Below are 24,426 nucleotides of genomic sequence, written 5' to 3'. Positions count from 1 at the left end.
GCTCCTGCCCAACCTAAGCTCTGCGGCCCCGCGGCGCAACGGATCCCTTTTCGAAAAACGTCCATGCTCCGCCAAGAGAATCGAAAGGATTCGATGACTTTTCCACCCAACTTCGCAGAGCAGGGATCCCTGTTCTTCGGTGCCGACTACAACCCGGAACAATGGCCGGAAGAGGTGTGGCCCCAGGACATTGCGCTGATGCAGGATGCCGGCATCAACCTCGTTACCGTGGGCGTCTTCAGCTGGGCCCAGCTCGAACCCGAGGAGGGCCGCTGGAATTTCGGCTGGCTTGACCGGATCCTTGATCTGCTGCATGACGGCGGTATCCGGGTGGACCTTGCCACTCCCACGGCCTCTCCCCCGCCCTGGCTGGGGCACCGCTACCCCGGCAGCCTGCCCCAGGATGCGGACGGACGCACCCTCTGGTACGGGTCACGAAACCAGTTCAATCCCTCATCCTCCGCCTACCGCAGGGCTGCCGCCTCGGTAACCGAAGCCCTGGCCCGGCGGTACGGATCCCACCCCGCCGTGGCCATGTGGCATGTGGGCAACGAGCTGGGCCAGGTCAGTTTCGACGACGAGACCGCCCACGCCTTCCGCGGCTGGCTGCAGAAGCGGCACGGGTCCCTCGAAGAACTCAACGCAGCCTGGGGCACGGCGTTCTGGAGCCAGCGCTACTCCTCGTGGGAGGAGATTCTCCCTCCGCGCCGGGCCCCCTACATCGGCAATCCCGCGCAGGCCCTGGATTTCAAGCGCTTCACCTCGGATGAGCTGCTATCCCTTTACCGGCTGCAGCGCGACATCATCCGGCGGCATGATCCGGAGAAACCCGTCACGACCAACCTCATGGGCTTCTTTCCCGGAGCCGACTACTTTTCTCTGGCCCCGGAAACAGATGTCGTAGCCAACGACTGGTACACCGATCCCGCGGATCCCGGATCACGCGAACTCGGCGCCCTGACCCATGACCTGTGCCGGGGCCTCGGATCCGGCCGCCCCTGGCTCCTGCTCGAGTCCGCGACATCAGCTGTGAACTGGCGCAGCCACAACGTTCCCAAAGCGCCCGGCGCCCTCCGCATTGACGCGCTCTCCGCGGTGGCCCGGGGCGCGGACGGCATTTGCTTCTTCCAGTTTCGCCAGTCCGCAGCCGGCGCCGAACGTTTCCATTCCGCCGTCGTGCCGCTGGCCGGCGCAGATACCCGCGTTTACCGCGAAACAGCTGCCCTGGGGAAGTCGCTCCGGGCGCTGGCCCCCGTCACGGGCACCGGCGTTCCAGCCAGCGTCGCCATCCTGTTCGACTGGGACAGCTGGTGGGCAGCAGAGGAAAGTGCCCGCCCGTCGGAGCGGTTGCGGGTCATGGATCAGATGCTCTCCTTCTACCGGCCCCTGCTGCGTCACGGGATAGCGGTGGAGGTGGTTCATCCGGGATCCGACCTCAGTCGGTTTGCGCTGGTACTGGCCCCCAACCTCTTCCTGCTGCGGGCGGCCCATGCTGAAGCCCTGGAAGAGTACGCGGCGGCCGGCGGCGCCTTCCTGGCCGGCCCGTTCACCGGCGTGGCCGATGAAAATGCCCGCCTGGCCACCGGACGGTTCCCTGCGCTCCTGCGCAGGTGCCTGGGCGTCAGCGGCGAGGAATGGGTTCCCCTAGCCAAACCTGCCGCCGTCGCCTTCGCCTCGCCCGCCGCGCCGGCAGGAACCGCATACTTCTGGGCGGAGGACCTGCGGCTGGACGGAGCCCGGGCGCTGGCCTGCTTCTCCAGCGGTCCCCTGGCCGGGAAACCCGCCCTCACCCACCATCCTTACGGCAGCGGCCAGGCTTGGTACGTGGGGGCGGACCTGGACGACGCTGCCCTCTCGGCAGTGGTAATGGACGCGGTTGCCGCCGCCGGCATCACTTCCGTTTTTTCGGGCGGGCTGCCCGACGACGTCGAGGCGGTCCACCGCGGACAGTGGCTGTTTCTACTAAACCACGGCGGCGTCCGGCGCAGCGTCCGGGCTCCGGCTGCCGGCACTGACCTCCTGACCGGGCACCGGGCCGGACCGGACCTGGAACTGGAACCATACGGGGCGGTTGTACTCGAGCTTTCCGGCAGCGCCCGCAACAATGTCAACGACGAAACCATAAGGACCACACATGAAATTCACTGACGGTTACTGGCTGCCCCGGGAAGGCATGGCTGTCCTGCGGCCCCGCGACGTGTCCGAGGTGGAGGCCGACGGCGACCGTCTTCTCGTATACGCCCCCACCAGGAAAATCGAAGGGCGCGGAGATGCGCTGAACTGTCCGCAGCTGACCGTCACCTTCGAATCGCCGCTGGAAGACGTCATCGGCGTCACCATCGAGCACTTCCAGGAGGCGTGCAGCGGGGCCCGCACTTTGCGGTCGAACAGACCCACCCCCGGGTCCGGATCCAGACGGAAGACTCACGCGTCAGATTCACCTCGGGCCGGCTGTCCGCAGCCATCAGCACCTCCGGGGACTGGCACGTGGATTTCACTGCCGAGGGCCGTCTGCTGACCTCGTCGGTGCCGCGCAGCATCGGCGTCGTCACCGACAGGGACGGCCGCACCTTCGTGCACGAGCAGCTGACCCTGGGAGTGGGAACCAACGTCTACGGGCTGGGTGAACGCTTCGGCGCGTTCGTGAAGAACGGCCAGTCCATCGACGTCTGGAATGAAGACGGAGGCACGTCGAGCGAACTGGCGTACAAGAATATTCCCTTCTACCTCACGAACGACGGCTACGGAGTGTTCGTCAACCAGCCCGAACGGGTCTCTTTCGAGGTCGGGTCCGAGGTCGTGTCCCGGACACAGTTCAGCGTGGAGGGCCAGCGCCTGCAGTATTTCCTGATCTACGGCCCCACGCCGAAGGACATCCTGCGCCGGTACACCGAACTCACCGGCAGGCCCCCGCGGCTCCCGGCGTGGTCCTACGGACTGTGGCTGTCCACTTCGTTCACCACCAACTACGACGAGAAGACAGTCATGTCCTTCATCGACGGAATGGAGGAACGCAACCTTCCGCTTTCCGTTTTCCATTTCGACTGCCACTGGATGCGGGCGTTCCACTGGAGCGACTTTGTCTGGGACCCGGCGACGTTCCCGGATCCCGAAGGGCTGATCCGCCGGCTCCACGGGCGCGGGTTGAAGGTCTGCGTGTGGATCAATCCCTACATCGCCCAGCGGTCCCGTCTGTTCGCCGAAGGCAGGGACAAGGGCTATCTGGTGAAGCGGGCGGACGGGTCCGTCTGGCAGTGGGACATGTGGCAGGCCGGCATGGCGCTGGTGGACTTCACCAACCCGGACGCGGTGCAGTGGTATCAGGACCAGCTGCGGCACCTGCTCGGCCAGGGCGTGGACTCCTTCAAGACCGACTTCGGCGAGCGCATCCCCACCGATGTCGTCTGGCATGACAGCTCGGATCCGCAGCGGATGCACAACTATTACGCGCAGCTCTACAACGAGAGCGTCTTTGAGCTCCTCACCAAGGAACTCGGTGAAGGCGAAGCAGTGCTCTTCGCCCGCTCAGCCACCACCGGCGGCCAGAAAATGCCGGTGCACTGGGGCGGCGACTGCGAATCCACCTTCACCGCGATGTCCGAATCGCTGCGCGGAGGCCTCTCGTTGTCCGCGTCGGGCTTTGGATTCTGGAGCCATGACATCGGAGGGTTCGAGGGGACACCGGATCCGGAGCTGTTCAAGCGCTGGATAGCCTTTGGACTGCTGTCCTCGCATTCAAGGCTGCACGGTTCCAATTCCTACCGGGTGCCATGGCTGGTGGATGATGAATCCAGTGACGTCCTGCGGCACTTCACCCGCCTGAAAATGCAGCTGATGCCGTATTTGCTGCACGCTGCGGAGCAGGCCCACCGGGCCGGCACCCCGGTCATGCGTCCGATGTTCCTGGAGTTTCCCGACGACCCCGGCTGTGCGCAGCTGGACCGGCAGTACATGCTTGGTTCGGATCTGCTGGTGGCCCCGGTCTTCAGCGCGGGCGGCACGGTTTCCTTCTACCTGCCCGACGGCGTGTGGACCCATTTCGAGTCGGGTGAACAGCTTCCCGGCGGCCGCTGGCACACCCGGACGTTCTCCGTGTTCGAAGCTGCCCTCTTTGTCCGTCCCGGGACGGTGCTGCCGGTGGGGACGGTGGCGGACCGGCCGGACTACGACTGGGCTGAACAGGTCGAGTTCCGGGCTTTCGAGGCGCCGGACGGGCAGTATCCGGATCTGGAGCTGCCCGCTTCCAACGGCGGACAGGTCTCATTCGCGATCACAGTGTCCGGCGGGGCGGTGCTGGCCGACCCCTCCTGACCGGGAGGCGGCGGTGCGCACAGTCCCCCCGGCGCGACTCGAACGCGCAACCTACGGATTAGAAGGCCGTTGCTCTATCCATTGAGCTACGGGGGGCAACCAGTCGATGATACTACGGGCCCGGCCGCGCCGGGAACCGGCCGGGCCCGCAGCGGCGCGCTCAGGCGCGCCGGAAAAATAATTCCATGCAACTGCATCCAAACCCGGGCTGCCGGAAGTAGAGGGGGTGTAAGCAACAGCACACCTTCGCCGGCCGGCGGAGACGCGACCATCAAGGAGACATCATGCGCAAGACCGTCACCGCCCTCGCTGCAGCCGCAGGACTGACCGCCGGAGTCGGGTTCATGACCCCCGCGGCAGCCGCGGACACCGCCCAGCTCTCCGTCCTGCACGCTGTGCCGGACACAACGGTGGATGTGTACGTCAACGGAGCACTGACCCTCGACGATTTCACCCCCGGAACGCTGGCCGGGCCGCTTGACCTGCCCGGAGGCAGCTACGAACTCGCCATTACTGCGCCCGACGCCGCCGATGCCTCGGCACCGATCATCGGACCGGTCACCGTCGAAATGGCGGCGGGAGGAAACTACACTGCCGTCGCCAACCTCGATGCCTCGGGTGCACCCACGGCAAACTTCTACACCAACGACCTCTCCACCGTGGCTCCGGGCAAGTCACACCTGACCGTCCGGCACACGGCCGCAGCTCCCGCCGTCGACGTGCTGGCCAACGGATCTCCGGTGATCACCGGGCTGGAAAACCCCGGTGAGGAGACACTGGCGGTTGACGCCGGCACCATTTCAGCATCTGTCGCGGCAGCGGAACCACCGAACCGGTCATCGGCCCGGCCGACCTTACCCTCTCCGAGGGCACCCATACCTTCGTCTACGCGTGGGGCTCGCTCGAGGACGGCAACCTCGCCCTGGCCACGCAAACCATCGAAGGCATGGAATCGGCACCCAATGCCGTGCCCGGTGCCCTGGCCTCCCCGGATGAGGGCAACGGGCAGATGCTCGCCGCCGGTGCCGGACTTGCGGTCCTGCTCCTGGCCGGCGCCGCCGTCGCGCTGCGCCGCAGCGGTGCCGCCGCCGCATCGCGCCGGTAAGTCGTAACCCCCTCCCGGGGTTGATGGCAGCGGGGTTGCCCGCCGGAGCACCTGTACCGGCGGGCAACCCCGCTGCCCGCCATCACCCCGGCATTATCTTGAAAGGCCGATCGAATGTTCCGCCCCGCATCCCTTCGCCGCTTCCTGGCTGCCGCTGCACTGGCAGGTGCCCTCGCTGCCGGTTCGACCGCCTGCGCACCGGGTACCGGGGACGCCCCCTCCGCCGCCGGTCCGGCGGCTGCTGTCACCTCCAGCCCGGTTCCCGGGGCAGCTTCAGCTCCGGCGGCTGCCGTCCCCGGATCCCTGCCGGATCCTTCCGCCATCGCGATCCGCCCCGCGGTGCCGGAACCCGCAGCAGCCGTACCGCGGCCGGTACGAATCCAGGTCGAAGGCACGGGAATAGACCTTGAGGTGATTCCGGAGGGTCGAAGCCAACGGCGCAATGGCCCTGCCGGACAACCATCACCAGGCCGCCTGGTACCGCTACGGTCCCGCCCCCGGCGCTGAGGAAGGTTCCAGCGTCCTGGCGGCGCACGTGGATACGCGCACCGAACAGCTCCCGATCGCCCGGCTAAAGGACGTCACCGCGGGAACCGTCCTGACCGTCACCCGGGCGGACGGCTCAGTTCTGCGCTATGCGACGGAGGGGTGGAGAACATTGCGAAGAGGAGTTTGGACGGCCACCGCCTCTTTGACCGCACCGGAGCACCCCGGCTCAAGCTGGTCACCTGCGGCGGAGAATGGCTGGAAGCAGAGGATGACTACGAAGATAACGTCGTCCTGACGGCGGCACCGCTATCATAGGGAAAACTGCCGACCCGGCAGGCCGTGCCGCATCAGGCCGGCATCCCGAAACCAGGAGACCGCACCCGATGCCAGCCGGTTCCGTCGAGCATGACACGGCCCTCGACCGTGCCTTCGCTGCCGGCAGCGAACCGGCCCTGGCCGAGGCATACCGCCGCTTCGCTCCCCTGATCCGGTCGCTGGCGCTGCGGCGCCTCTCCGACGCCGCCGCAGCGGACGACGTCGTTCAGGAAGTTTTCATCCGCGCCTGGAAATACCGGGCCAGCTATGCCCCCGACCACTCCGGCCTGCTCTCCTGGCTGGTGGGGATCACCCGCAACGTGGCTGCCGGGATGGGTGCCTCCCGGGGCCGCGAGATGAGCATGTGGGACACCGCCGCGTCGCAGCGGCGGGATGAGGCCGGCGACGGACCCGGCAACCCCGACCGGGTCGCCGACCGGATGGTCATCGAGGCCGAACTCGACCGGCTCGGCGAACCGCAGGGGTCAATCCTCCGGCTGGCATTCCACGAGGATTTGACCCATCAGCAAATTGCCGACCGGCTCGAAATGCCGCTGGGAACCGTTAAGAGCCATATACGCCGAAGCCTCGTTCATCTGAGGCGGAGATTGGAGGTCAGTGATGCAGCACCTGCATGATGATGCGCTCACCCTCCTGGCACTGGGTGAACCCTCCACCGATGAAGAAACCGAACATTTGGAGCAGTGCCCCCGCTGCCGGGCTGATCTGGGTTCCTTTTCCCGGGTGGTTGCCGCCGCCCGGCAGGCAGCTGCGGGAGAATCCGGCGACGACCTCGAACTGCCGGACAGCGGTGCTGTGTCCGGCGCACCCGGTGTAACCCTGCCGGCTCCGGATCCGTCCGTGTGGGCCGGAATCCACCGCGAACTGAACCTTGGTGAGGACCTCCGGCAGGACCCGCTGGCGGTCCCCGGCGCCACCGCTGTTTCCCGAGCCGCCGTGGATGCCACAGATGCTTCAAACGCCTCCGGGGCCTCCCTGTCGTCGCTCGCGGCCGCCCGCCGCCGGCGGACCGGAACCTGGCTGGCCGCCGCGGCTGCCGCCGTCGTCGTCGCCGGCGCCGGTGTCTGGGGAGCGGTGCGCGCTGTGGACCCGCCTCCCGAGGTGGTGGCCTCGGCTGAGCTGGCACCTCTGGCATCCTATTCAGACACCGGGAGCGCTGTCATCGACCGGCTGCCGGACGGCCGGCGCGAACTCGTGGTGACCGCCAGCAGCGATGCCGCACAGGGTTTCCGGGAGGTGTGGCTCCTGGCCCCGGACGCGTCGTCCATGGTTAGTCTCGGCACGATGGACGGCACCGAGGGCCGCTTCGAGCTGCCCGCCGACCTGGATTTGGCGAGCTATCCCGTCGTGGATATTTCGGATGAACCCTACGACGGCGATCCCGCGCACTCCGGCGATTCAATCCTGCGCGGACAGCTGGACCTTTGAGGCCCGTGAGTGACCGCACCGCTGAAGTCGTTGCGGCGGACCGAACCGGCAGCGTGCCGGAGGCCGTTTCCTAGTGGAGGCCGGTACGGCCGGCTCCGTCCTGTCGCTGTGGTGGGCCAAGGTAGTGGACGGTTTTTCGCGCGGCGCGCCCCTGGAGGTTGCGTGGCCGGTCCTGCTGCTGATCGCAGCATCGGCCGCCGCCCTCACCCTCCCCCGGCCCGAGTGGCGGTGGTTCGGCCTGTTCGTCACCTTTGTCCACGAGCTCGGGCATGCCTTCGCCGCCCTCATGACGGGGCAGGTGGTGAAGGGAATCGAGCTGAGGTTCGACCACTCCGGACAGATGCGCAGCCTGGGCCGCAGCCGGTTCGCAGCAGCCTGGACGGGTTTCTGGGGCTATCCCGTCCCCGCCGTGACCGGCGCCGTGCTGGTCTGGGCCGCCTTTTCCGGCTGGGCCGGTTTGCGCTGTCCGCGGGGGCACTTATTCTGCTGGCGGCGCTGCTGTTTATCCGCAATTTGCAGGGGTTTGCCATTGCCTGCGGCTGCGCTGCCGTCTCGGTGCTGCTGGTGTGGTTCGCCTCGCCGCTCGCCGTTTCGTGCATCACGCTGGCGGTTGGTATGGCACTGCTTGCGGGAGCGGTGCGGGACTGGTTCAACGTCCTGAGCGTCCATACCCGGCGGCGGCGGTCCCTGCAGAGCTCGGATGCCTACATCCTGTACCAGCGGACCGGAGTGCCGTCGGCGCTGTGGCTGGCGGCCTTTGCCGCGGTGATCGCTGCGTCCGCGGCAGCGGCGCTGTGGCTGGCTTTTCCCGCCGCCGGTTGGGCCGGACCCGTGTGGAGCGGAGCGGGCTGAGTGGAGCGGGCTGAGTGGAGCGGGCTGAGCGGACGGGCTTAGCCGCAGAGGCTCAGCCAGCTCAGGCTTCGGGCAGTGTCACGCGCAGTTCAAGCCGGTGCTGGCCGTCGGGTTCCTGCGTGAAGATGGCTTTGCCGGCGATGCCGGCCAGGCCGTCGGTGCCCGAGCCCGGAATGATGTGGCCGGAACTGGCGGTCGCGGTGCCCTCGGCTACACCCCAGTGCTGGACAACCATGGTGCCTTCCCGTCCGGCGATCGAGCCGGCGAACACCTCGGAGCAGACATACCCGGCGCCGACGGCGTTGCCGGCCATGAGCAGGTCCGCCACACTGGTGCCGACGATGTCCCCTTCAAAAATCTTGACGGCGCGGACTGTCGAAAGTTCGCTGTTGGTTCCCTCCACCTGATAGGGGGTCGGTTCCCATTCCGCGACGTCGAAATCTGCCGTAATTACGTGTTCTGTTCCGTCGGTCATTCCTCCAGTATCCCGTGTCCGATGGCGGATTGCATGCCGCGGCATGGCCGCCGGTAGCCTTATCGCTGTGTCCGAACGGGACACGGCACCTGCATTACCTAAGGAGAACCGCCCGGAATGTCGCAGAAACTGGCCCCTTTGCAGGAGCGCTTCATGCGCCGGAAATCGTTATGGATTTGCTTTGTTCTGGTCCACCTGGTGTTCTTCGCGGCATTGTCGTCTCTGATTTTTTCCGGCGGGGTCCTCAGCGACATTAACTTCTACCGGCAGTGGGCGTTCGAAGGGATCGACAACGGCAACTGGCAGGGAATCAGCAACGACTGGGTCTACCCCATTGGCGCCCTCATTCCCATGGTCCTGGCCGCGGTGCTGGGCTGGGGCCCGTACCAGCTCGTCTGGTTCCTCCTCTTCACGGCCCTGAACGGTGCTGCCGTGGCCGTGATCAGCAAGCCGGGCACCCCGGCCCGGTATGCCGCGTCGTACTGGTGGCTCGTCGTCACCGGCCTGCTGGGGCCGGTGGCCGTGGGCCGGATCGACGGGCTCACCGCGCCGCTGGTGATCATTGCCCTGCTTCTGCTGGCCAGCCGCCCCGTCGTCGCCTCGGCCCTGCTGGCCTTCGCCACGTGGATGAAGGTCTGGCCCGCCGCTGTGATCCTGGCGGTCCTGGTCACTTGGCGCCGGCGCGGAACCCTGCTGCTGACCGGCGCAGCAGTGTCAGCGGTCATGGCCGCCGTTGTTATCGCCGGCGGCGGCATCTCCCACCTGCTGTCGTTCGTCGGCGCGCAGGGCGCACGCGGAATGCAGATGGAAGCACCGTTCACCACTCCGGGCCTGTGGCAGGCCATCCTGGGCGGCTCCGATGCGTTCATCTACGAAGACAAGCTCATCAACACGCGGGAAGTCCGCGGTGCCCTCGGCGAACCCGTGGCCGCGCTGATGATGCCGCTGCTCGCGCTGGCGGCCCTCGCCGTCGTCGTTCTGCTGCTTTGGGCGCTGCGCCGCGGAGCCGACGCCGGTCAGCTGCTGATCGCCGGATCGCTGGCCCTGGTGGCCGCCTTCATTGTCTTCAACAAAGTGGGCTCGCCGCAGTTCATGCTCTGGCTCGGTGCCGTCGTGGCCGTGGGCGTAGCGTGGGAAGGCCGCAGCTGGCGGGTCCCGGCACTCCTGATGCTCGTGATTGCACCCCTGACCACGCTGGTGTATCCGATGTTCTATGCCGCGCTGTACAACGACCTGAACGTGGTGGTCGCCCTGCTCCTGACCATCCGCAACATCCTGCTGCTGGTGCTCTTTATCTGGTCGCTGCTGCGGATCGTGCGTCTGACGAAGGCCGGCGGCAGCGGCTCCTCAACGCACCCGGAGTTCGCCCGGAGACGGCTCCGTAAGCTTCTTCCGGAACAGGACCTTGGTCTTGGGATCCAGGAAGATCAGGTACAGCGCAAAGCCCAGCGCCGTCACGGCAGCAATCTGCCGGGCGGCGGTGAGGCTGAAGTCGAAGTAGGGCCAGATGTCCAGCTGGTCGCTGATCCCATAGACCATGAAGAAGGACACCACCAGGTACAGCGTCTTGACCTGCCAGTCGTTGCGGATGCCGGTGACGGCAAACAGCGGGATCAGCCACACGACGTACCAGGACTGGATCATCGGCGCCAGGAGGACGACGGCGGCAAACGCCAGGGTCAGGCGGCGCACGAGTCTGCTGTAGTCGCCCACGAACATTTGCCAGAACACGACCAGGATCGATGCGATCCGGCCCAGCGTGTGCACGATGTCCGCGAACGTCCAGCCGGGAAGACCCAGCGCGTTGCCCAGGGTGGCAACAAGCATGCCGAGGAACCCGATGGGCGCATACCAGATCCATACGCTGCCCGGGGTGCTGAGCGCGCCAACCCAGCCGAAGCCGAAGCCGTTGATGAGGCCCATGATCCAAAGGACACCCAGGGCTATTCCGGCGGTCATGAACCAGTACAGGAACTTGCGCGGCCAGGAGGCTCCCTTGCCCGCCCACATGAGGCCCACGAAGGGCAGCAGGATCAGCGTGATCGGCTTGATCCCCACCGACAGCGTGATGAGCAGGATTCCCGGAATCGCGCGCTTGGTGGCGGACAGGTACAAGCCGGCGAGTGCCAGTCCGATCATCAGCGCATCGTTGTGGATGCTGGCGATGAAGGTGGTCAGGAACAGCGGGTTCGCGGCCGTGAGCCAGAGGGCGCGGTTGGGGTTGATGTTGTGCAGTTCGGCGAGCTTGGGCACGTAGTACACGCACAGTGCCACACCGATCAGGGAGATCAGCCGGAAGAGCAGGATCGAGTATTCCGGCTGGCCGTCCGTGACCCGGATGACCAGTTCCTCCAGCCACAGAAAGACCGGACCGTAGGGAGTGGGGCTTTGCGCCCACAGGTCGTCGGCGCCGATCTGCAGGTAGTTGGAGATCTGCGAATAACCGTCCTTGTACGGATTCAGTCCGCTGACCATCACCAGTCCCTGGGCGATGTACGCAAACACGTCGCGGCTGAAGAGCGGCAGGGCCACGCACATTGGGGCGCTCCAGGCGATGATGGCCTTCAGCACCACCGGCCGGGTTTCGGCCCCCACGAGGTGATGCGCTGGCCGAGCCGCAGCCACGACCGGACCAGCAGCATACCGCCCAGCGCCAGCAGGAACACGGAGAGTATGGATCCCTCCGGTTCAAAGCGCAGCCACATGATGACCGGATTGCGCCGCAGGTCATAGGAGGCCAGTGACAGCCACCCGACACCGAGCGAACCGCCGAGCATCATGAGGGAACCGATGAGCCCCTGGATTATCGCGACGTTGGGGTTCTGGGCTTTCGCTGACTCCGTACCCGGAGGCGAAGGCTCGGTCGCGGGGACCTGGGCGGCCATCTGAGTGGTTCCAATCCTTGGTTTCGTACAATTGCCCGACGGCGCGGCGGCACGGGCCGGAGTCACGGCGCAGCCGAAATTCACGAGCTGGACACGCAGCGGCTACGACCGTCAGTTAGCCCAAATATTAGCATCGCGGGGCCCTCCCGGCCGGGACGGCGGAAGGGACAGCACGGACGCGCCCGGGCCGGAGCACGGGGATGCGGGGCGCGTCACATAGACTGAAATCCGTTTGGATCATCAAGGCAAGGCGGTATGGGCTGTGGGGCGCCACCGGGCAGACAGTGAAGACGGACAGCGGCACGACGGCGGGGTGCACCCTTCGGTGCCGCAGCCGGCGGTGCGTGAGGTGCCGGAAAGCAGCACCGGGGCAGGCGCCTTAGGGGCACCGGAAGCACCGTCACCGGCAGGGCCGTCCGCGGCAGCATCGCCGCCGGCCAAGGGTGAGCCGGCAGGGCCGTCCGCGGCCACCAGTCAGCCCGCAGCTCCTTCGCCGGCCAGCGGTGAGCCGGAACTGCGGCGGCGCCGGAATTCGGGCCGGCGCGCCCGGCCTGCCGCCAAGCCGGAGGCACCCAAGCCTGCCGCACCTCACCTCGGCACCCCCTCAGCCGGCTCAAAGAAACCACGGCTTGCTCGGCTGGGGACTTTTCCTCGCCCTCACGGCGGCCGCCGCAATGCAGTGGGCCGGCATCGACTGGTTGGTGACCGCTGCCTGCGCCTTCCTGCTTCTCCTGTGCTTCGCCGCTGTCTGGTCCGTTTCCTCCACTCCCCCAACCGCTTCGGCTGCTGCCGTGGCGGTAACCCCGGAGCCGGTGACCTCCGCTGCCCCGCCCACTGAGGCAGCTCCTAAGCCAACCTCCGCGCCGTCCACCGGCCCGTCCCCCGCCCCTTCCGCTGAACCATCAGCTGAATCTTCCCCGGAACCTTCCCCTGCGGCACCAATGACGCGCAAGCAGATGCGCGCAGCCGACCCGACAACGGGCGTCCTGCCCGTGGTTTCGGTCTTCGCGCGCAAACCGGCCACAGCCGGCAAACCCGCCGCCGCCAGTCCCGCAGCTGCCCGCGCCGGCGTTTCTCCGGCCAGTAAGCCTGATGTCCCCCAGGCTCCGGCCGGACATGTCCGCCGGGGCATCGACCCCGGTGCCGCAGTGCCGGAAAGCCGGCGGTCCCGCCGCGCTGCCGCTGCGGCATCTCCGGCAGCTGCGGTCAACCCGGACGGCAGCGCCGCCGAAAGTCCCAGAGCCACCGAAAGTCCCACCGCACCGGAGGCCGGCGCAACGCCCGGATCCGCCGGAGAAAGCCGCTGGACGAGGGTTTTCGGGCCTCCCGAGACAGGACAGCTCCCGGTTCAGCGGTACGACGCGGCAGCTTCCGCTGTTGACGCCGCGGCGGCCGTGGCCGCGGAACGCCAGCAGCGCAGCCACTCCAGCCACTGAACGGCGCCGGACTCGTCCAGCAGCAGTTGAGCCGGCCGCCTCTGTCGGAGCTCCGCGGTACATTGGTGCTGTGCCAATAACTAATGAACGCATTGTCTGGATTGACTGTGAAATGACCGGCCTGGACATCACGAATGACGCCCTGATTGAAGTGGCTGTCCTCGTGACCGACTCCGAGCTGAACATCCTGGGAGACGGAGTGGACGTGGTCATCCGGCCCGATGACGCCGCTCTGGCCCAGATGGGCGACTTTGTGCGGAACATGCACACCGCCTCCAAGCTGCTGGATGAACTGCCGCAGGGGATGTCCATGGCGGAGGCCGAAGCCCAGGTCATCGAATACATCACGAAATGGGTCCCGGAACCCAAAAGCCCAGCTGGCCGGAAATTCCGTGGGCACCGACAAGATGTTCCTTGCCCGCGACATGCCCGAGGTCATCGATCACCTGCACTACCGGATTATTGATGTCTCCACGATTAAGGAGCTGGCACGCCGGTGGTACCCCCGGGCATACTTCCAGGCCCCGGCCAAGACCGGAAACCACCGCGCTCTGGGCGATATCGTCGATTCCATTGATGAACTGCGCTACTACCGGCAGGCCGTCTTCGTGCCCGCGCCGGGCCCGGATTCCGCGACCGCCAAGAAAATCGCGGAGAGCTTCAAGGGTTAGCTCGGTCACATTTGGGGCTTCTGGGCACCGCTTGGTCAGGACCACCCCAAAAACCGTGTAAGCTTGATTCCGCTGCCTCAGATAAATGAGTTCGCGAAGACCACTCGCCTGGACTTCACGAATATGTTATCCGGGGCACATGGTGGGTATAGCTCAGTTGGCAGAGCGCCTGGTTGTGGTCCAGGAGGTCGCGGGTTCAACCCCCGTTACTCACCCGAATAAGAGACCGGTGGGATGCTGGAAACAGCGTCCCGCCGGTCTTTTTCGCTGTGTCACTGGTTTGCTGCGTCCAGCCGTTCCGCAGCCGTGCGCCAACGGCAGCGAAACGGCAACCGTGGTAATGTTTTAGCCGGATTTAGCACCATCCAGCTCAGTAGTCGATGTTCCGCCCGTTCCCCCGCGATGCGCTGGATTCCGGGATTTTCCGGGGTAGCAGGCGCCTGGTTCACCCCCGCTTCCCCTTCCTGCGGGGGCGGCGGTTCCAGCTTCGGAAGGCCGCCCCCGGATTAGTCCGGGGCGGCCTTTTTCCATCGGCCTGTCCGGACCGTATTCCCTATGCATGGCCTATCAATGAGGAGGCGCCGCTTGGAGCGCAAATTGTTCGAAGAAGACCATGAGCTTTTCCGTGACCTCGCCCGGGAGTTCAACTCCCGCGAGGTCGCACCCGGGTATGCCCGCTGGGACGCCGAGCACATCATGCCGCGGCAGCTGTGGAAAGCAGCCGGGGAGCAGGGGCTGCTGGGGCTTGCGGTTCCGGAGGAGTTCGGCGGTGCCGGCATGCCGGACTACCGCTACCGGGTGGTCCTGGACGAGGAGTTCGCCAAGGCCAACCATCTCGCGGTCGGCCTTGCCTTCCACCTGCATGACGACATGGTCCTCCCCCACTTGCTGGCCTACGGCTCCGATAACCTCAAGGAACGTTTCCTGCCGGACATGGTCAGCGGCGACAAGGTCACGTCCGTGGCCTGGACCGAGCCCGGCGCCGGCAGCGACCTGCGCGGGATCCGCACCAAGGCGGTGCGCGACGACGGCGGCTGGCGCCTGAGCGGGCAGAAGACCTTCATCGGCAACGGCATCAGCGGCGACGCCTCCCTGGTCCTGGCCCGCACCGACGGAAGCTCCGGCCGTGGCGGCAGGGACTCCTTCAGCATGTTCATGGTGGAAAAAACCGAGGGCTACAAGACCGGCGGCCAGCTGGACAAGATGGGACTGAAGGCTTCGGATACCGCCGAGCTCTTTTTCGACAACGTCTCCGTCCCCGAGGAGAACCTCGTCGGTGAAGTCGGCCGTGGACTGGAATACGCCGCCGGCCAGCTCCCGCAGGGACGGCTGGCCATCGCCGTCGCATCCTCCGCCGTCGCCCGGCAGATCTACGAAGCCACGGTGCAGTACACGAAGGAACGCAGCGCCTTCGGTGAGCGGATTGCCGATTTCCAGAACACCCGGTTTGCCCTGGCCGACATCGAGACCGAGGTCGAGGTCACCGAAGCCTACGTGGACTCTGCCATCCTCGCCTTCAATGAGGGCAAGCTGGATGCCGTCTCCGCGGCGAAGGCCAAGCTGTGGGCCAGCGAGCGGGTCAAGTCCATCACGGACCGCTGCCTGCAGCTGCACGGCGGTTATGGCTACATCCTGGAGTACCCGGTGGCCCAGGCCTTCCTGGCCGCTCGGCTGCTCACGATCTTCGGCGGAACGTCGGAGATCATGCGCGAAGTCATCGGCCGGCGGATCACCGCTTAGTCCGGCACCACCCGGCCCGGCGGGCAGCAGTTCCTCAGCCGGCACCACCCGTCCCAGAGAAAGACCAGCAATGACCGTTCGTCCCATAGTCATCCACGGTGAACCCGTCCTGCACCGCCGCGCCGCGCCGGTGGAAAAGTTCGACGGTGAGCTGCTCACCCTGGTGGCTGACATGTATGAAACCATGGACCTCGCCAACGGTGTTGGACTGGCAGCCACGCAGGTGGGTGTGGGGCTGCGGCTGTTCACCTTTGCCTACCCGAACGACGACGACGCCCCCGACCGCGGCGTCGTCGTCAATCCCGTGCTCATCACCTCGAAGGTGCCCGGTTCCGTGCCGGACCCGGAGGAGGACTCGGAGGATGCCTCTCGGTGCCCGGGGAGAACTTCCCCGTCAACCGCGCCGAGTGGGTCAAAGTGTCCGGTTTTGACGAGAACGGGGAACCGCTGGAGTTCGAGGCCACCGGTTGGTTTGCCCGCGTGCTGCAGCACGAGTATGACCATCTGGACGGCAAGCTCTACGTGGACAAACTCAACGACCGGTGGAGCCGTAAGGCCCGCAAAGCAATCAAGGCCCACGGCTGGAACGTTCCGGGACTGACCTGGATGCCCGGAGTCGACCCGGACCCGTTTGGCCACTGAGGGCGCGGTCAGGAACAAAGACGAAGGCGCGTTCCCCATCCGGGAAACGCGCCTTCTCCATCTCCCGCTTAGAGCGAGGCGGCCAGTTCCTCGACCCGGGGGAAAGCCGGCGGGTTCACATGCGCCATTTCCTCCAGGACGCGGATGACCTGGCAGCTGTAACCGAACTCGTTGTCGTACCAGACGTAGAGGACGGCGTTCTTGCCGTTGGAAATGGTGGCCAGGCCGTCCACGATGCCGGCGCGCTTGGATCCCACAAAGTCGGTGGAGACAACCTCCGGCGAATCAATGTAGTCAATCTGTTTGTGCAGGTCGGAGTTCAGCGACGTTTCCCTTAGGAACGCATTGATCTCTTCCTTGGTGGTGGCGGTTTCGAAGTTCAGGTTCAGAATCGCCATTGACACGTCGGGGGTCGGCACGCGGATGGCATTGCCGCTGAGCTTGCCCGCCAGCTCCGGCAGCGCCTTCGCCACAGCCTTGGCGGCACCGGTTTCGGTGATGACCATGTTCAGTGCTGCGGAGCGGCCGCGGCGGTCACCCTTGTGGAAGTTGTCGATCAGGTTCTGGTCGTTCGTGAACGAGTGCACCGTTTCCACGTGGCCGTGGATGATGCCGTACTTGTCGTTGAGGACCTTCAGGACCGGGGTGATGGCGTTGGTGGTGCAGGACGCCGCGGTGATGATCCTGTCATCGTCGCTGATCGATTCGTGGTTGATGCCGTGGACGATGTTCTTGAGGCTGCCCTTGCCCGGGGCCGTGAGCAGCACGCGGGCGACACCCTTGGCCTGCAGGTGCTGCGCGAGCCCTTCCTCGTCGCGCCAGCGTCCGGTGTTGTCCACGACGACGGCGTCCCTGATGCCGTACTCCGTGTAGTCAACGGTGGCCGGATCGTTGGAGTAGATGACCTGGATCAGCGTGCCGTTGGCGAGAATGGTGTTTTTCTCCTCGTCCACGGTGATGGTGCCGTCGAAGGCACCGTGGACAGAATCGCGGCGCAGCAGCGACGCCCGCTTGACCAGGTCGTTTTCGGCTCCCCGGCGGACCACGATCGCCCGCAGGCGCAGCCCCTGGCCGCCGCCGGCGTGGTCGATGAGGATGCGGGCCAGCAGCCGTCCGATCCGCCCGAAGCCGTAGAGAACGACGTCGGTGCTGGTGCGGTCGTCGGCACCGTGCCTGCCCGCCACCCCGGCCAGCTCCGTGCGGAGGAACTCAACGAGGTCCGTACCCTCCCCCTCGGCCTTGTACTTCAGGCTCAGGCGTGCCAGGTCGATGGATGCTGCACCAAGTTCGAGCCCGGCCAGTGCCTGCAACAGCGGAAAGGTGTCGGAGACGGGCAGCTCCACTTCATCGATCTGCCGCGCAAAACGGTGCGCCTTGAGGATTTCGATGACGGACCGGTTGACCAGCGGCCGGCCATAAACCGAAGTGACCACACTGTTTTCCCGGTACAGCCGCCCGATCAGTGGAATCATCGCCTCGGCGATGGCCTCACGGTCCATCCACGTATCAAGGCAGGCATCGGAGAACTGACTCAAAGATCTTCACATCCTTCTCTCAGCCGGCACTGCTCTGTGCCGGTTGGTCAGGCCGCTGCGCCCCGGATGCTGCGGCTTGCGACTGCAGGTCCGCGGGCGTGCGACGCGTGTCCCGGAGCTGCGGATATCCCGCGCCCCGGTCCCTACAAGTGTATTAGGACACATGTGGCCCGCCGACACGTTGCAGGAGATGTTTATCACACGGCTAGCGGCTCCCGGCGGCTGATTCCACCGGTACGGGCTCCAAGTCTTCCAGGTGTTTGATGCTGCGCAGCGGACCGATGGCTGCCACGACCGGCGCCAGGACGGCGATGGCCAGGCCCGCGGTGATGGCGCCGCGGACGCCCAGCGGATTTACGAGGGCCCCGCCGATCACGCCGGCGACAGCCAGCATTCCCCACGTCACCATCCGCGAGGCCGAGCCCAGCCGGCCCAGCATTTCCGGCGGGCAAACCCGCTGGCGGAAACTCGTTGCAACAACCACGTTCATGGCAATGGCAACTCCGGCCAGGAACAGGCCGACGAACCCCGGAATCAATCCCCAGCCCGGCGTCATCAGCAGCAAACTCGAATATCCCAGCACGGCAGGAACCATGGACAGACGCCATACGGTGCCCGAGCCCCACCGCTGCGTGGCCCACTTGACCGTGAGTCCCCCGAGGGTGCCGCCCAGTGCTGTGGACGCCGTGAGGAACCCCAGCATGGCGCCGGACTCCCCCAGGGTACGCACCACGAGGATCACCGTCAGGGACACCACGATGGCCCCGCCCAGGTTCCACAGCGCCCCGGTCAGGAGGATGGTCCGCAGCGGCGCCGTGCTGAAGCTGTAACGCAGTCCTGCCGCCATGTCATGGAAGATCCGGTTTCCGGGTGCGGGTGCGGTCACGGTTTCCACAACCTTCAGTGTTGCCACGGAACCCAGTGACGCCGTTGAGGCCGCGACCTGCAGCAGGAGCGAGTTCGAGGCGCCCCAGGCCCCTGTCAGCCAGCCGCCCAGGCTGCGCCCGACGGCGTCGGCCGAGGCAGCCGATCCCGTCATCAGCCCGTTGCCTTCGATAAGTTCTTCACGCGGCACCGCCCGCGGGAGCAACGCAGACTCCGCCAGCATGCAGAAAACGGCGGCCAGTCCGGACAGGAACGACACCACAAACAGCTGTTCCACGGTCAGGCGGTCCAGCCAGAACGCCACCGGAAGGGAGAGCAGCACAATGATCCTCAGTACCAGCGCGGCCATGACCACGGGTTTTCGGCGGTAGCGGTCTACGAGGGCACCAATGGGCAGTCCGAAGAGCAGCCATGGCAGGAACCCGACGCCGGAGAGGGCCGCGACAGCGAAGTCCGACGCCTGCAGTTCCACGGCCGCGATCAGGGGAAGGGCCACCGCCGCCACCGACGTGCCAAAGATTCCTGACGTAGAGGAAATCCATAACGCACGGAAATTCGCATTGCGGACTACCAGCGGCCTTGGCTTTGTCATCATTCGGGACATTGCCACAGAATAGACCCGGTACCCCCGGTACCACGCTACTTGCGGCCGTCTTTCGCTAATCCTGTGGAAAAACGGCGGAGGCAGTCCGGCAGTGTTGCCGGGGAGACGATGCGGGCTCCGGCGGCGTGCTGTTATAGGGACGGGCTGGCCGATAAGCCGGGTTTTGTATCCCCGGTCCGTTACCGGGCCGGAGGCGGCAATCATCCATCTAGGAACGCCGTTGCCGGCGCCCTCAAGCGGCCTACCCGAACACATCGGGCGAGCAGCCCTCAACCGTGTTCTGTATGGCCTTGCTCCGGGTGGGGTTTACCTAGCCGAACCGGTCGCCCGGAACGCTGGTGGTCTCTTACACCACCTTTTCACCCTTACCGAAAAACAAGGATTCCCCAAAGAAGAATCCCGTCAGCGGCGGTTTCTTTTCTGTGGCACTGGCCTGCGGGTTTCCCCGAGTGGGCGTTACCCACCACCCTGCTCTGCGGAGCCCGGACTTTCCTCGGCGGCTCCCTTCAAAAAAGGAACCAACGCGATCGCCTGGCCAGCCCGTCCAGGCTCAATGCTACCGTCTTTGCGGCCTGTCCCGAGTCCGCGGCTCCCGGCCGGCCACTGCCCGCTGCTCGCGTAGGATTAATTGGTGCTGATTCTGTTACCGCCTTCCGAAGGAAAAACGCCGGCTGTCACCGGTGCCGCCTTTGACCCCGACCAGTTGCATTTTCCCCGGCTCAACGATGCCCGCAAGCAGGTGCTGGCCGCCCTGGCCGCTGCCAGCAGCTCCGAAGACGCCCACAGCATTCTCGGCGTCGGGCCGTCCCTGGGGGCCGAAGTCCGGCGGAATACGGTGCTTCATGCGGAGCCGTGCGCCCCGGCGCACCGGATCTATACGGGCGTCCTGTATGACGCCCTGGGGTACGCGGACTTAACTCCGGCCCAGCAGCACCGGGCCGACGCCGCCGTCGTCGTCATTTCCGGCTTGTGGGGTGCCCTGGGCTTCAGTGACCCGATTCCGGCGTACCGGCTGTCCATGGGCGTAAAACTGCCCGAGACCGGCAAACTGGCCTCGTTCTGGAAGCCGCACCTGGGCGACGCTCTCGGGGAGTATGCCGCCGGACATCTGGTGGTGGATTGCCGGTCCAGCACCTATGCGGCGGCCTGGGCACCGCCACCCGCGCAGTCCGCGGCCGTTAACGTGTTCCAGATGCGCAACGGCAAGCGCACAGTGGTGTCGCACTTCGCCAAGCACACCCGCGGCGAGCTCGCCCGGCACCTGCTCACCCGCACCGGCCCCGAGCCTGCCACGCCGGAGCAGCTGCTGGCAGCAGCATCCGAAAAGTGGGAGGCGGAGCTGGTGCCGGCCACGGCCCGCAAGCCGTTCCAGCTGAACCTCATCCTGCCGCAGCGGTAGCCGGACGCCCAGTCCGCGACCAGCTCCACTCCTAGTCCGCCACCAGCTCCACTTCGAAACCTTCGGCATTTTCCAGGTAGGCGGCGTAGTGGCCCTGTCCGCCGGCGTGGGGATGTCGGTCCGCGAAGAGCAGCGTCCAGCCGTGGCTGGATGCCCGGCGGACCAGCAGGTCAACCTCGGCCCGGTTCCTGCGCGGAACGCGAGGTGGTTGATGCCGGGGCGCCGGCGCTCATGCGCGGCGTCCAGCACATCAGGCCCGGCTTCAATGACGACGTAGCTGTCGGCGCCCTGCCACTTCGCGCCCGTGTTCCAGGCATCGGTGCGCACGTAGCCCAGCCGTTCCAGGAGCCACCCCAGCGACGCTTCCGCGGCCGGGAAGTCCCGGACCCAGATCTCGGTGTGGTGGAGCCGGCCGGTGGGTGCCGGTGGCTCTGCGGAAACGGCAGCGGCCTGCGCCCGCTGGTCCTGTTCCTTCGAGGGTGCGGTTCAGGAGTGTCCACGGCCTGCGCCGCCGGAGCGGCAGCAAACGCCGCTCCGTTGTCCAGCGCCAGTCCGCCCTTGTGGACCCAGGGCACCCCGGCTATCCCGGCATCCATGGCCTCGTTGGAGAGCCGGTCCGCGTCCTTGTTGAGTTCGCGCGGAATCCACTGGTATTTCACCCGGCGCGGGTTGACGATGCCGCGTGCCTTCGCGGCAAGGCGCTGCATGTCCTCATGCTTGATTTTCCAGCGCCCGCTCATCTGTTCCACCACCAGCTTGGAGTCCATCTTGGCGAGGATCCAGCAGTCGGGATCAATGTCGTGGGCCATTTCCAGCGCGGCCAGCAGACCGGAGTACTCGGCCACGTTGTTGGACGCCTTGCCGATGTACTCCGCCTTCTCGGCCAGGATGGCTCCGGTGTCCGGGTCCCGCACCAGTGCGCCGTAGCCGGCGTGCCCCGGGTTGCCGCGGGAGCCGCCGTCGGCCTCCACGATAAGGGTCCGGCGGGCGGATCCGGCAGCCGGACCGCCGGCGGAACCCGGCTTGTCAGCTGGTTCCGCGCTTCCGGAAAGGTCAGCGGAAGTGTCTGACGGGTCAAACAGGGTCACGGATCAGCTGCCCCACTCGGCGGAACGCACCAGGATGCAGCCGGAGTCCGGGCAGAACACGATGTCGTCCTCGGCGGCGCGGCGGATGTCTGCGAGGTCGCCCGGGCTCAGCTGCATACCCGAGCCTTCGGAGGTTCCGTTGAACAGCCGGGCCGCGCCGATGCCGTGCTTGGCCAGTGTCTTTTCGTACACCGCGAGCAGTTCCGGTTCGAATGTGGCAGCCAGTTCGGCGCGCTCGGCTACGGCGGCGGCGCGCTCAGCTTCGATTTCCGCGAGTTCGGCGTCGCGTTCGCCCTCCAGTACCGCCACCTCGGCGTCCAGGGCCGCGGCGGCCTGCCGGAACTGCTCTTCGGCGGCTTTCGCTGCCTCGAGGCGTTCCATAACTTCCAGCTCGACGTCTTCCAGATCCGAGCGGCGCCGCTTCAGGGACTCCATTTCGCTCTGCAGGGCGGTGAGTTCCTTGGAGCTGCCCTTGCCGCTGTCCAGGTGGTTCTGGTTCCGGTCGATGCGCGCCACGACGGAGGCGACATCGGCCTCTGCGCGGCTGAGTTCCCGGCTGACGTCCGCTGCCTCGGTGGACGCGGCCACCAGCCTGCTCTGCGCGGCAGCCCGCTGCAGCCCCAGGTCCGCGATGGCCGAGTTGTCGCTGACGGTGCGAGCCCGGTTCCGGAGTTTACGAATATTACTGTCCAGAGCCTGCAAATCGAGCAGCCGCAGCTGCTCCGCCGACGATGCTTTTGCCACCGAAAAACCTCCACCTATGACCGGACCAACCTGGCCGGTTCTTCCCCCTAGCCTATGTCAAGGGTGCGGCTCAGTTCAGCCCCGGGGTCAGCACAAAGTCCCACGGATCGGTGTTGGTGCCGCTGATCCGGATCTCCGCGGCGAAGCCCTGGTCGGTCAGCACATTCTCCAGTGCGTTCGCTGCGGGGGTCAGCCACAGCCATTCACTGCCGAAATGGGAGACATCGATCAGGTAGGGGCGTCCGTTCACGGCGGCTTCGCGGGCCTCGGAGGCCGGATGGTGGCGCAGGTCGGCTGTGACGTAAACATCAGCCTGGTGCCGGCGCACGGCATCGAAAAGACTGTCCCCGGCGCCGCCGCAAACAGCGACCCGGCGAACCAGGCCGTGCGGATCACCGGCAACGCGGACACCGCCGGCGACCGCGGGCATGATACTGAAGACCAGTTTGGCGAAATCAGCGAGCGTCGTGGCGTCGCGCAGGTCCCCCACGCGGCCAATGCCTTCCTCGGGCAGCCCGTCCTCGGCAGGCACCAGGGGAACCACGTCCCGCAGGCCGAAGGCGTCGGCCAGGACGTCGGAGACGCCGCCGACGGCGCTGTCGCCGTTGGTGTGAACGGTCAGCAGGGCGCAGCCGCCTTCGATCAGACGGTGCACGGCATCGCCCTTGAATCCGGTTCCGGCCACCGAGTGGACCGGCTTCAGGAACAGGGGGTGATGGGTCAACAGCAGGTCGGCGCCCCATTCCAGGGCCTCGTCGATCACCTCGGCGGTGGGATCCACGGCGAACAGGATGCGCTCCACGGGCCGGGACGGCCGTCCCGCCACCAGCCCGACGGCGTCCCAGCCCTCGGCCAGGGATGCGGGCCAGAGTTCTTCGGCGGCCAGCAGGACGTCACCCAGTGAAGGAACGGGGTGCGGGGCGGACGCCGCGGAATCGTCAGGGGTTTCCGGGGTCGTGGCGCTGTCCGGTGCTGCCGGGTCCGTTCCCGGTGCCGCCGGTTTGCTGCCTTCGGCGGGCTTGTCTGTTTCCATAGTTCCAGTTGTACCCGCTCGGCTATCCCCGCTCAATTCCACCGCGCCGGGACCGCACGGCCGCCCCCGCCCCGCCAGTCACCGTTCGTGCGGCTCCAGCCGGCCGGCCGTACCGCGCCTCCAACCCGTCCGCCGGACCGGCGGCCGGGAATTCTTCCGGCCGCGCACGCATTGATAGAGGGTATGAAGACCTATGTACTTGGCGGAGGCTGTTTCTGGTGCCTCGACGCCCTCTATCAGAAAACCCGCGGCGTCACCGAAGTAGTCTCCGGCTACACCGGCGGGCATACGGCGCACCCGGATTATTACAGCGTCTGTTCGGGCACCACGGGACACGCGGAAGTCGTAGCCGTCACCTTCGACGAGGAGATCATTCCGCCCGAAGTCATCCTGGACATGTTCTTCATCTCCCATGACCCGACCACCCTGAACCGCCAGGGCTACGACGTCGGCACCCAGTACAGGTCCTCGATGTTCTACGCGGATGAAGCCCAGCGGGAGGAATTCGAGAAGGCCCGCGACCGGGCCCGCGAGCACTGGAGCGACCCGATCGTGACGGAAATCTCACCGCTTCCCGAGTTCCACGTGGCGGAAGCCGAACACCAGGACTTTTATGCAAAGCACCCGGAACAGGGCTACTGCCAGGTGATCATCAACCCCAAGCTGGCCAAGGCGCGGAAATATTACGCGGAATGGCTTGACAACTGACACTTCCCCGTGGTGGCGATAGGCTGGAGCGGGGCCCCAATGCAGACATTTCCCACGGCG

16 protein-coding genes, 2 tRNA genes, 1 other RNA gene and 6 pseudogenes are annotated in these 24,426 nt (G+C 66.3%); 15 read left to right on the top strand and 10 right to left on the bottom strand.

Features of this window, described 5'->3' with window-relative positions; all coding sequences use genetic code 11:
- The first annotated feature begins 93 nt into the window (after nucleotides 1-93).
- Nucleotides 94-2,148 carry a beta-galactosidase gene (locus tag OL239_RS07715; RefSeq protein WP_268911357.1) on the top strand — a complete coding sequence of 685 codons (2,055 nt, stop codon included), beginning with the start codon at nucleotides 94-96 and terminating at the stop codon, nucleotides 2,146-2,148.
- A pseudogene (gene yicI / locus OL239_RS07710) lies at nucleotides 2,135-4,293 on the top strand (alpha-xylosidase); the annotation flags it as partial. The gene OL239_RS07715 and the pseudogene yicI, both read left to right, overlap by 14 nt.
- 41 nt (nucleotides 4,294-4,334) lie before the next feature.
- Here yicI and OL239_RS07705 read toward each other — a convergent pair.
- Nucleotides 4,335-4,407: transfer RNA gene (locus tag OL239_RS07705), tRNA-Arg, on the bottom strand.
- Between the two features lie 188 nt (nucleotides 4,408-4,595).
- Between OL239_RS07705 and OL239_RS07700 the strand changes: the two are divergent.
- The 5 genes and pseudogenes from OL239_RS07700 to OL239_RS07680 all read left to right on the top strand — a co-directional run bounded on the left by OL239_RS07700 (nucleotide 4,596) and on the right by OL239_RS07680 (nucleotide 8,521).
- Nucleotides 4,596-5,416, top strand: a pseudogene (locus OL239_RS07700) (DUF4397 domain-containing protein).
- 648 nt (nucleotides 5,417-6,064) lie between these two features.
- Nucleotides 6,065-6,220, top strand: a complete 156-nt coding sequence (locus OL239_RS07695) for a class F sortase (protein ID WP_268911356.1) — start codon at nucleotides 6,065-6,067, stop codon at nucleotides 6,218-6,220.
- Between the two features lie 68 nt (nucleotides 6,221-6,288).
- The gene (locus OL239_RS07690) at nucleotides 6,289-6,858 is read left to right on the top strand and encodes an RNA polymerase sigma factor (protein ID WP_268911355.1); all 570 of its coding nucleotides are present in this window, start codon (nucleotides 6,289-6,291) and stop codon (nucleotides 6,856-6,858) included.
- Nucleotides 6,842-7,669, top strand: coding sequence for an anti-sigma factor (locus OL239_RS07685; protein WP_268911354.1), 828 nt, complete (start codon nucleotides 6,842-6,844; stop codon nucleotides 7,667-7,669). Before OL239_RS07690 ends, OL239_RS07685 begins: the two co-directional genes overlap by 17 nt.
- A 73-nt stretch (nucleotides 7,670-7,742) precedes the next feature.
- Nucleotides 7,743-8,521: pseudogene (locus tag OL239_RS07680) on the top strand (M50 family metallopeptidase).
- A gap of 61 nt (nucleotides 8,522-8,582) precedes the next feature.
- Here the strand turns inward: OL239_RS07680 and OL239_RS07675 are convergent.
- Nucleotides 8,583-8,996, bottom strand: a complete 414-nt coding sequence (locus tag OL239_RS07675; RefSeq protein WP_268911353.1) for a DUF3224 domain-containing protein — start codon at nucleotides 8,994-8,996, stop codon at nucleotides 8,583-8,585.
- A gap of 117 nt (nucleotides 8,997-9,113) precedes the next feature.
- On the opposite strand from OL239_RS07675, the pseudogene OL239_RS20085 reads away from it, so the two are divergent.
- Nucleotides 9,114-9,986: pseudogene (locus OL239_RS20085) on the top strand (glycosyltransferase 87 family protein); the annotation flags it as partial.
- 357 nt (nucleotides 9,987-10,343) lie between these two features.
- Here the strand turns inward: OL239_RS20085 and mptB are convergent.
- Together mptB and OL239_RS20080 are read right to left on the bottom strand one after the other, a co-directional pair.
- The gene (gene mptB / locus OL239_RS07665; protein WP_442864247.1) at nucleotides 10,344-11,591 is read right to left on the bottom strand and encodes a polyprenol phosphomannose-dependent alpha 1,6 mannosyltransferase MptB; all 1,248 of its coding nucleotides are present in this window, start codon (nucleotides 11,589-11,591) and stop codon (nucleotides 10,344-10,346) included.
- A complete protein-coding gene (locus OL239_RS20080) occupies nucleotides 11,561-11,881 on the bottom strand; it encodes a hypothetical protein (RefSeq protein WP_442864246.1) in 321 nt (106 codons plus the stop codon). Before OL239_RS20080 ends, mptB begins: the two co-directional genes overlap by 31 nt.
- A gap of 629 nt (nucleotides 11,882-12,510) precedes the next feature.
- On the opposite strand from OL239_RS20080, the gene OL239_RS07660 reads away from it, so the two are divergent.
- The 5 genes and pseudogenes from OL239_RS07660 to OL239_RS07640 all read left to right on the top strand — a co-directional run bounded on the left by OL239_RS07660 (nucleotide 12,511) and on the right by OL239_RS07640 (nucleotide 16,370).
- The gene (locus OL239_RS07660) at nucleotides 12,511-13,317 is read left to right on the top strand and encodes a hypothetical protein (RefSeq protein ID WP_268911351.1); all 807 of its coding nucleotides are present in this window, start codon (nucleotides 12,511-12,513) and stop codon (nucleotides 13,315-13,317) included.
- 112 nt (nucleotides 13,318-13,429) lie between these two features.
- A pseudogene (gene orn / locus OL239_RS07655) lies at nucleotides 13,430-13,988 on the top strand (oligoribonuclease).
- A gap of 142 nt (nucleotides 13,989-14,130) precedes the next feature.
- Nucleotides 14,131-14,203: transfer RNA gene (locus tag OL239_RS07650), tRNA-His, on the top strand.
- A 370-nt stretch (nucleotides 14,204-14,573) separates the two neighbouring features.
- Entirely contained in the window at nucleotides 14,574-15,728 is a 1,155-nt protein-coding gene (locus OL239_RS07645) for an acyl-CoA dehydrogenase family protein (RefSeq protein ID WP_268911350.1), read from the top strand.
- 70 nt (nucleotides 15,729-15,798) lie between these two features.
- Nucleotides 15,799-16,370: pseudogene (locus OL239_RS07640) on the top strand (peptide deformylase).
- A gap of 68 nt (nucleotides 16,371-16,438) precedes the next feature.
- On the opposite strand, the gene OL239_RS07635 reads toward OL239_RS07640, so the two are convergent.
- The 3 genes from OL239_RS07635 to rnpB form a co-directional block, all read right to left on the bottom strand.
- Nucleotides 16,439-17,905, bottom strand: coding sequence for a glyceraldehyde-3-phosphate dehydrogenase (locus tag OL239_RS07635; RefSeq protein WP_268911349.1), 1,467 nt, complete (start codon nucleotides 17,903-17,905; stop codon nucleotides 16,439-16,441).
- Between the two features lie 205 nt (nucleotides 17,906-18,110).
- The gene (locus tag OL239_RS07630) at nucleotides 18,111-19,382 is read right to left on the bottom strand and encodes an MFS transporter (RefSeq protein ID WP_268911700.1); all 1,272 of its coding nucleotides are present in this window, start codon (nucleotides 19,380-19,382) and stop codon (nucleotides 18,111-18,113) included.
- Between the two features lie 148 nt (nucleotides 19,383-19,530).
- Nucleotides 19,531-19,937: RNase P RNA component class A (gene rnpB, locus OL239_RS07625), an RNA gene on the bottom strand.
- Between the two features lie 88 nt (nucleotides 19,938-20,025).
- On the opposite strand from rnpB, the gene OL239_RS07620 reads away from it, so the two are divergent.
- The gene (locus OL239_RS07620) at nucleotides 20,026-20,793 is read left to right on the top strand and encodes a YaaA family protein (protein WP_268911348.1); all 768 of its coding nucleotides are present in this window, start codon (nucleotides 20,026-20,028) and stop codon (nucleotides 20,791-20,793) included.
- Nucleotides 20,794-20,963: 170 nt separating this feature from the next.
- Here OL239_RS07620 and OL239_RS07615 read toward each other — a convergent pair whose 3' ends face one another.
- The 3 genes from OL239_RS07615 to OL239_RS07605 form a co-directional block, all read right to left on the bottom strand.
- Nucleotides 20,964-21,881 (bottom strand): reverse transcriptase-like protein, encoded by a 918-nt coding sequence (locus OL239_RS07615; protein ID WP_442864245.1) that lies wholly within the window; start codon nucleotides 21,879-21,881, stop codon nucleotides 20,964-20,966.
- A gap of 3 nt (nucleotides 21,882-21,884) precedes the next feature.
- On the bottom strand, nucleotides 21,885-22,625 hold the full coding sequence (locus OL239_RS07610) for a zinc ribbon domain-containing protein (protein ID WP_268911347.1): 741 nt from the start codon (nucleotides 22,623-22,625) through the stop codon (nucleotides 21,885-21,887).
- Nucleotides 22,626-22,695: 70 nt separating this feature from the next.
- Nucleotides 22,696-23,658: a Nif3-like dinuclear metal center hexameric protein gene (locus OL239_RS07605; RefSeq protein WP_268911346.1), complete on the bottom strand. Its 963-nt coding sequence runs from the start codon at nucleotides 23,656-23,658 to the stop codon at nucleotides 22,696-22,698.
- Between the two features lie 183 nt (nucleotides 23,659-23,841).
- Here OL239_RS07605 and msrA point away from each other — a divergent pair, with 183 nt between their 5' ends.
- Nucleotides 23,842-24,366: a peptide-methionine (S)-S-oxide reductase MsrA gene (gene msrA, locus OL239_RS07600; RefSeq protein WP_268911345.1), complete on the top strand. Its 525-nt coding sequence runs from the start codon at nucleotides 23,842-23,844 to the stop codon at nucleotides 24,364-24,366.
- The last annotated feature ends 60 nt before the right edge of the window (nucleotides 24,367-24,426 follow it).

The sequence above is a fragment of the Arthrobacter sp. ATA002 genome, assembly GCF_026898095.1.
GTDB lineage: Bacteria > Actinomycetota > Actinomycetes > Actinomycetales > Micrococcaceae > Arthrobacter_B.
This window is presented reverse-complemented; position numbering and strand designations above follow the sequence as displayed.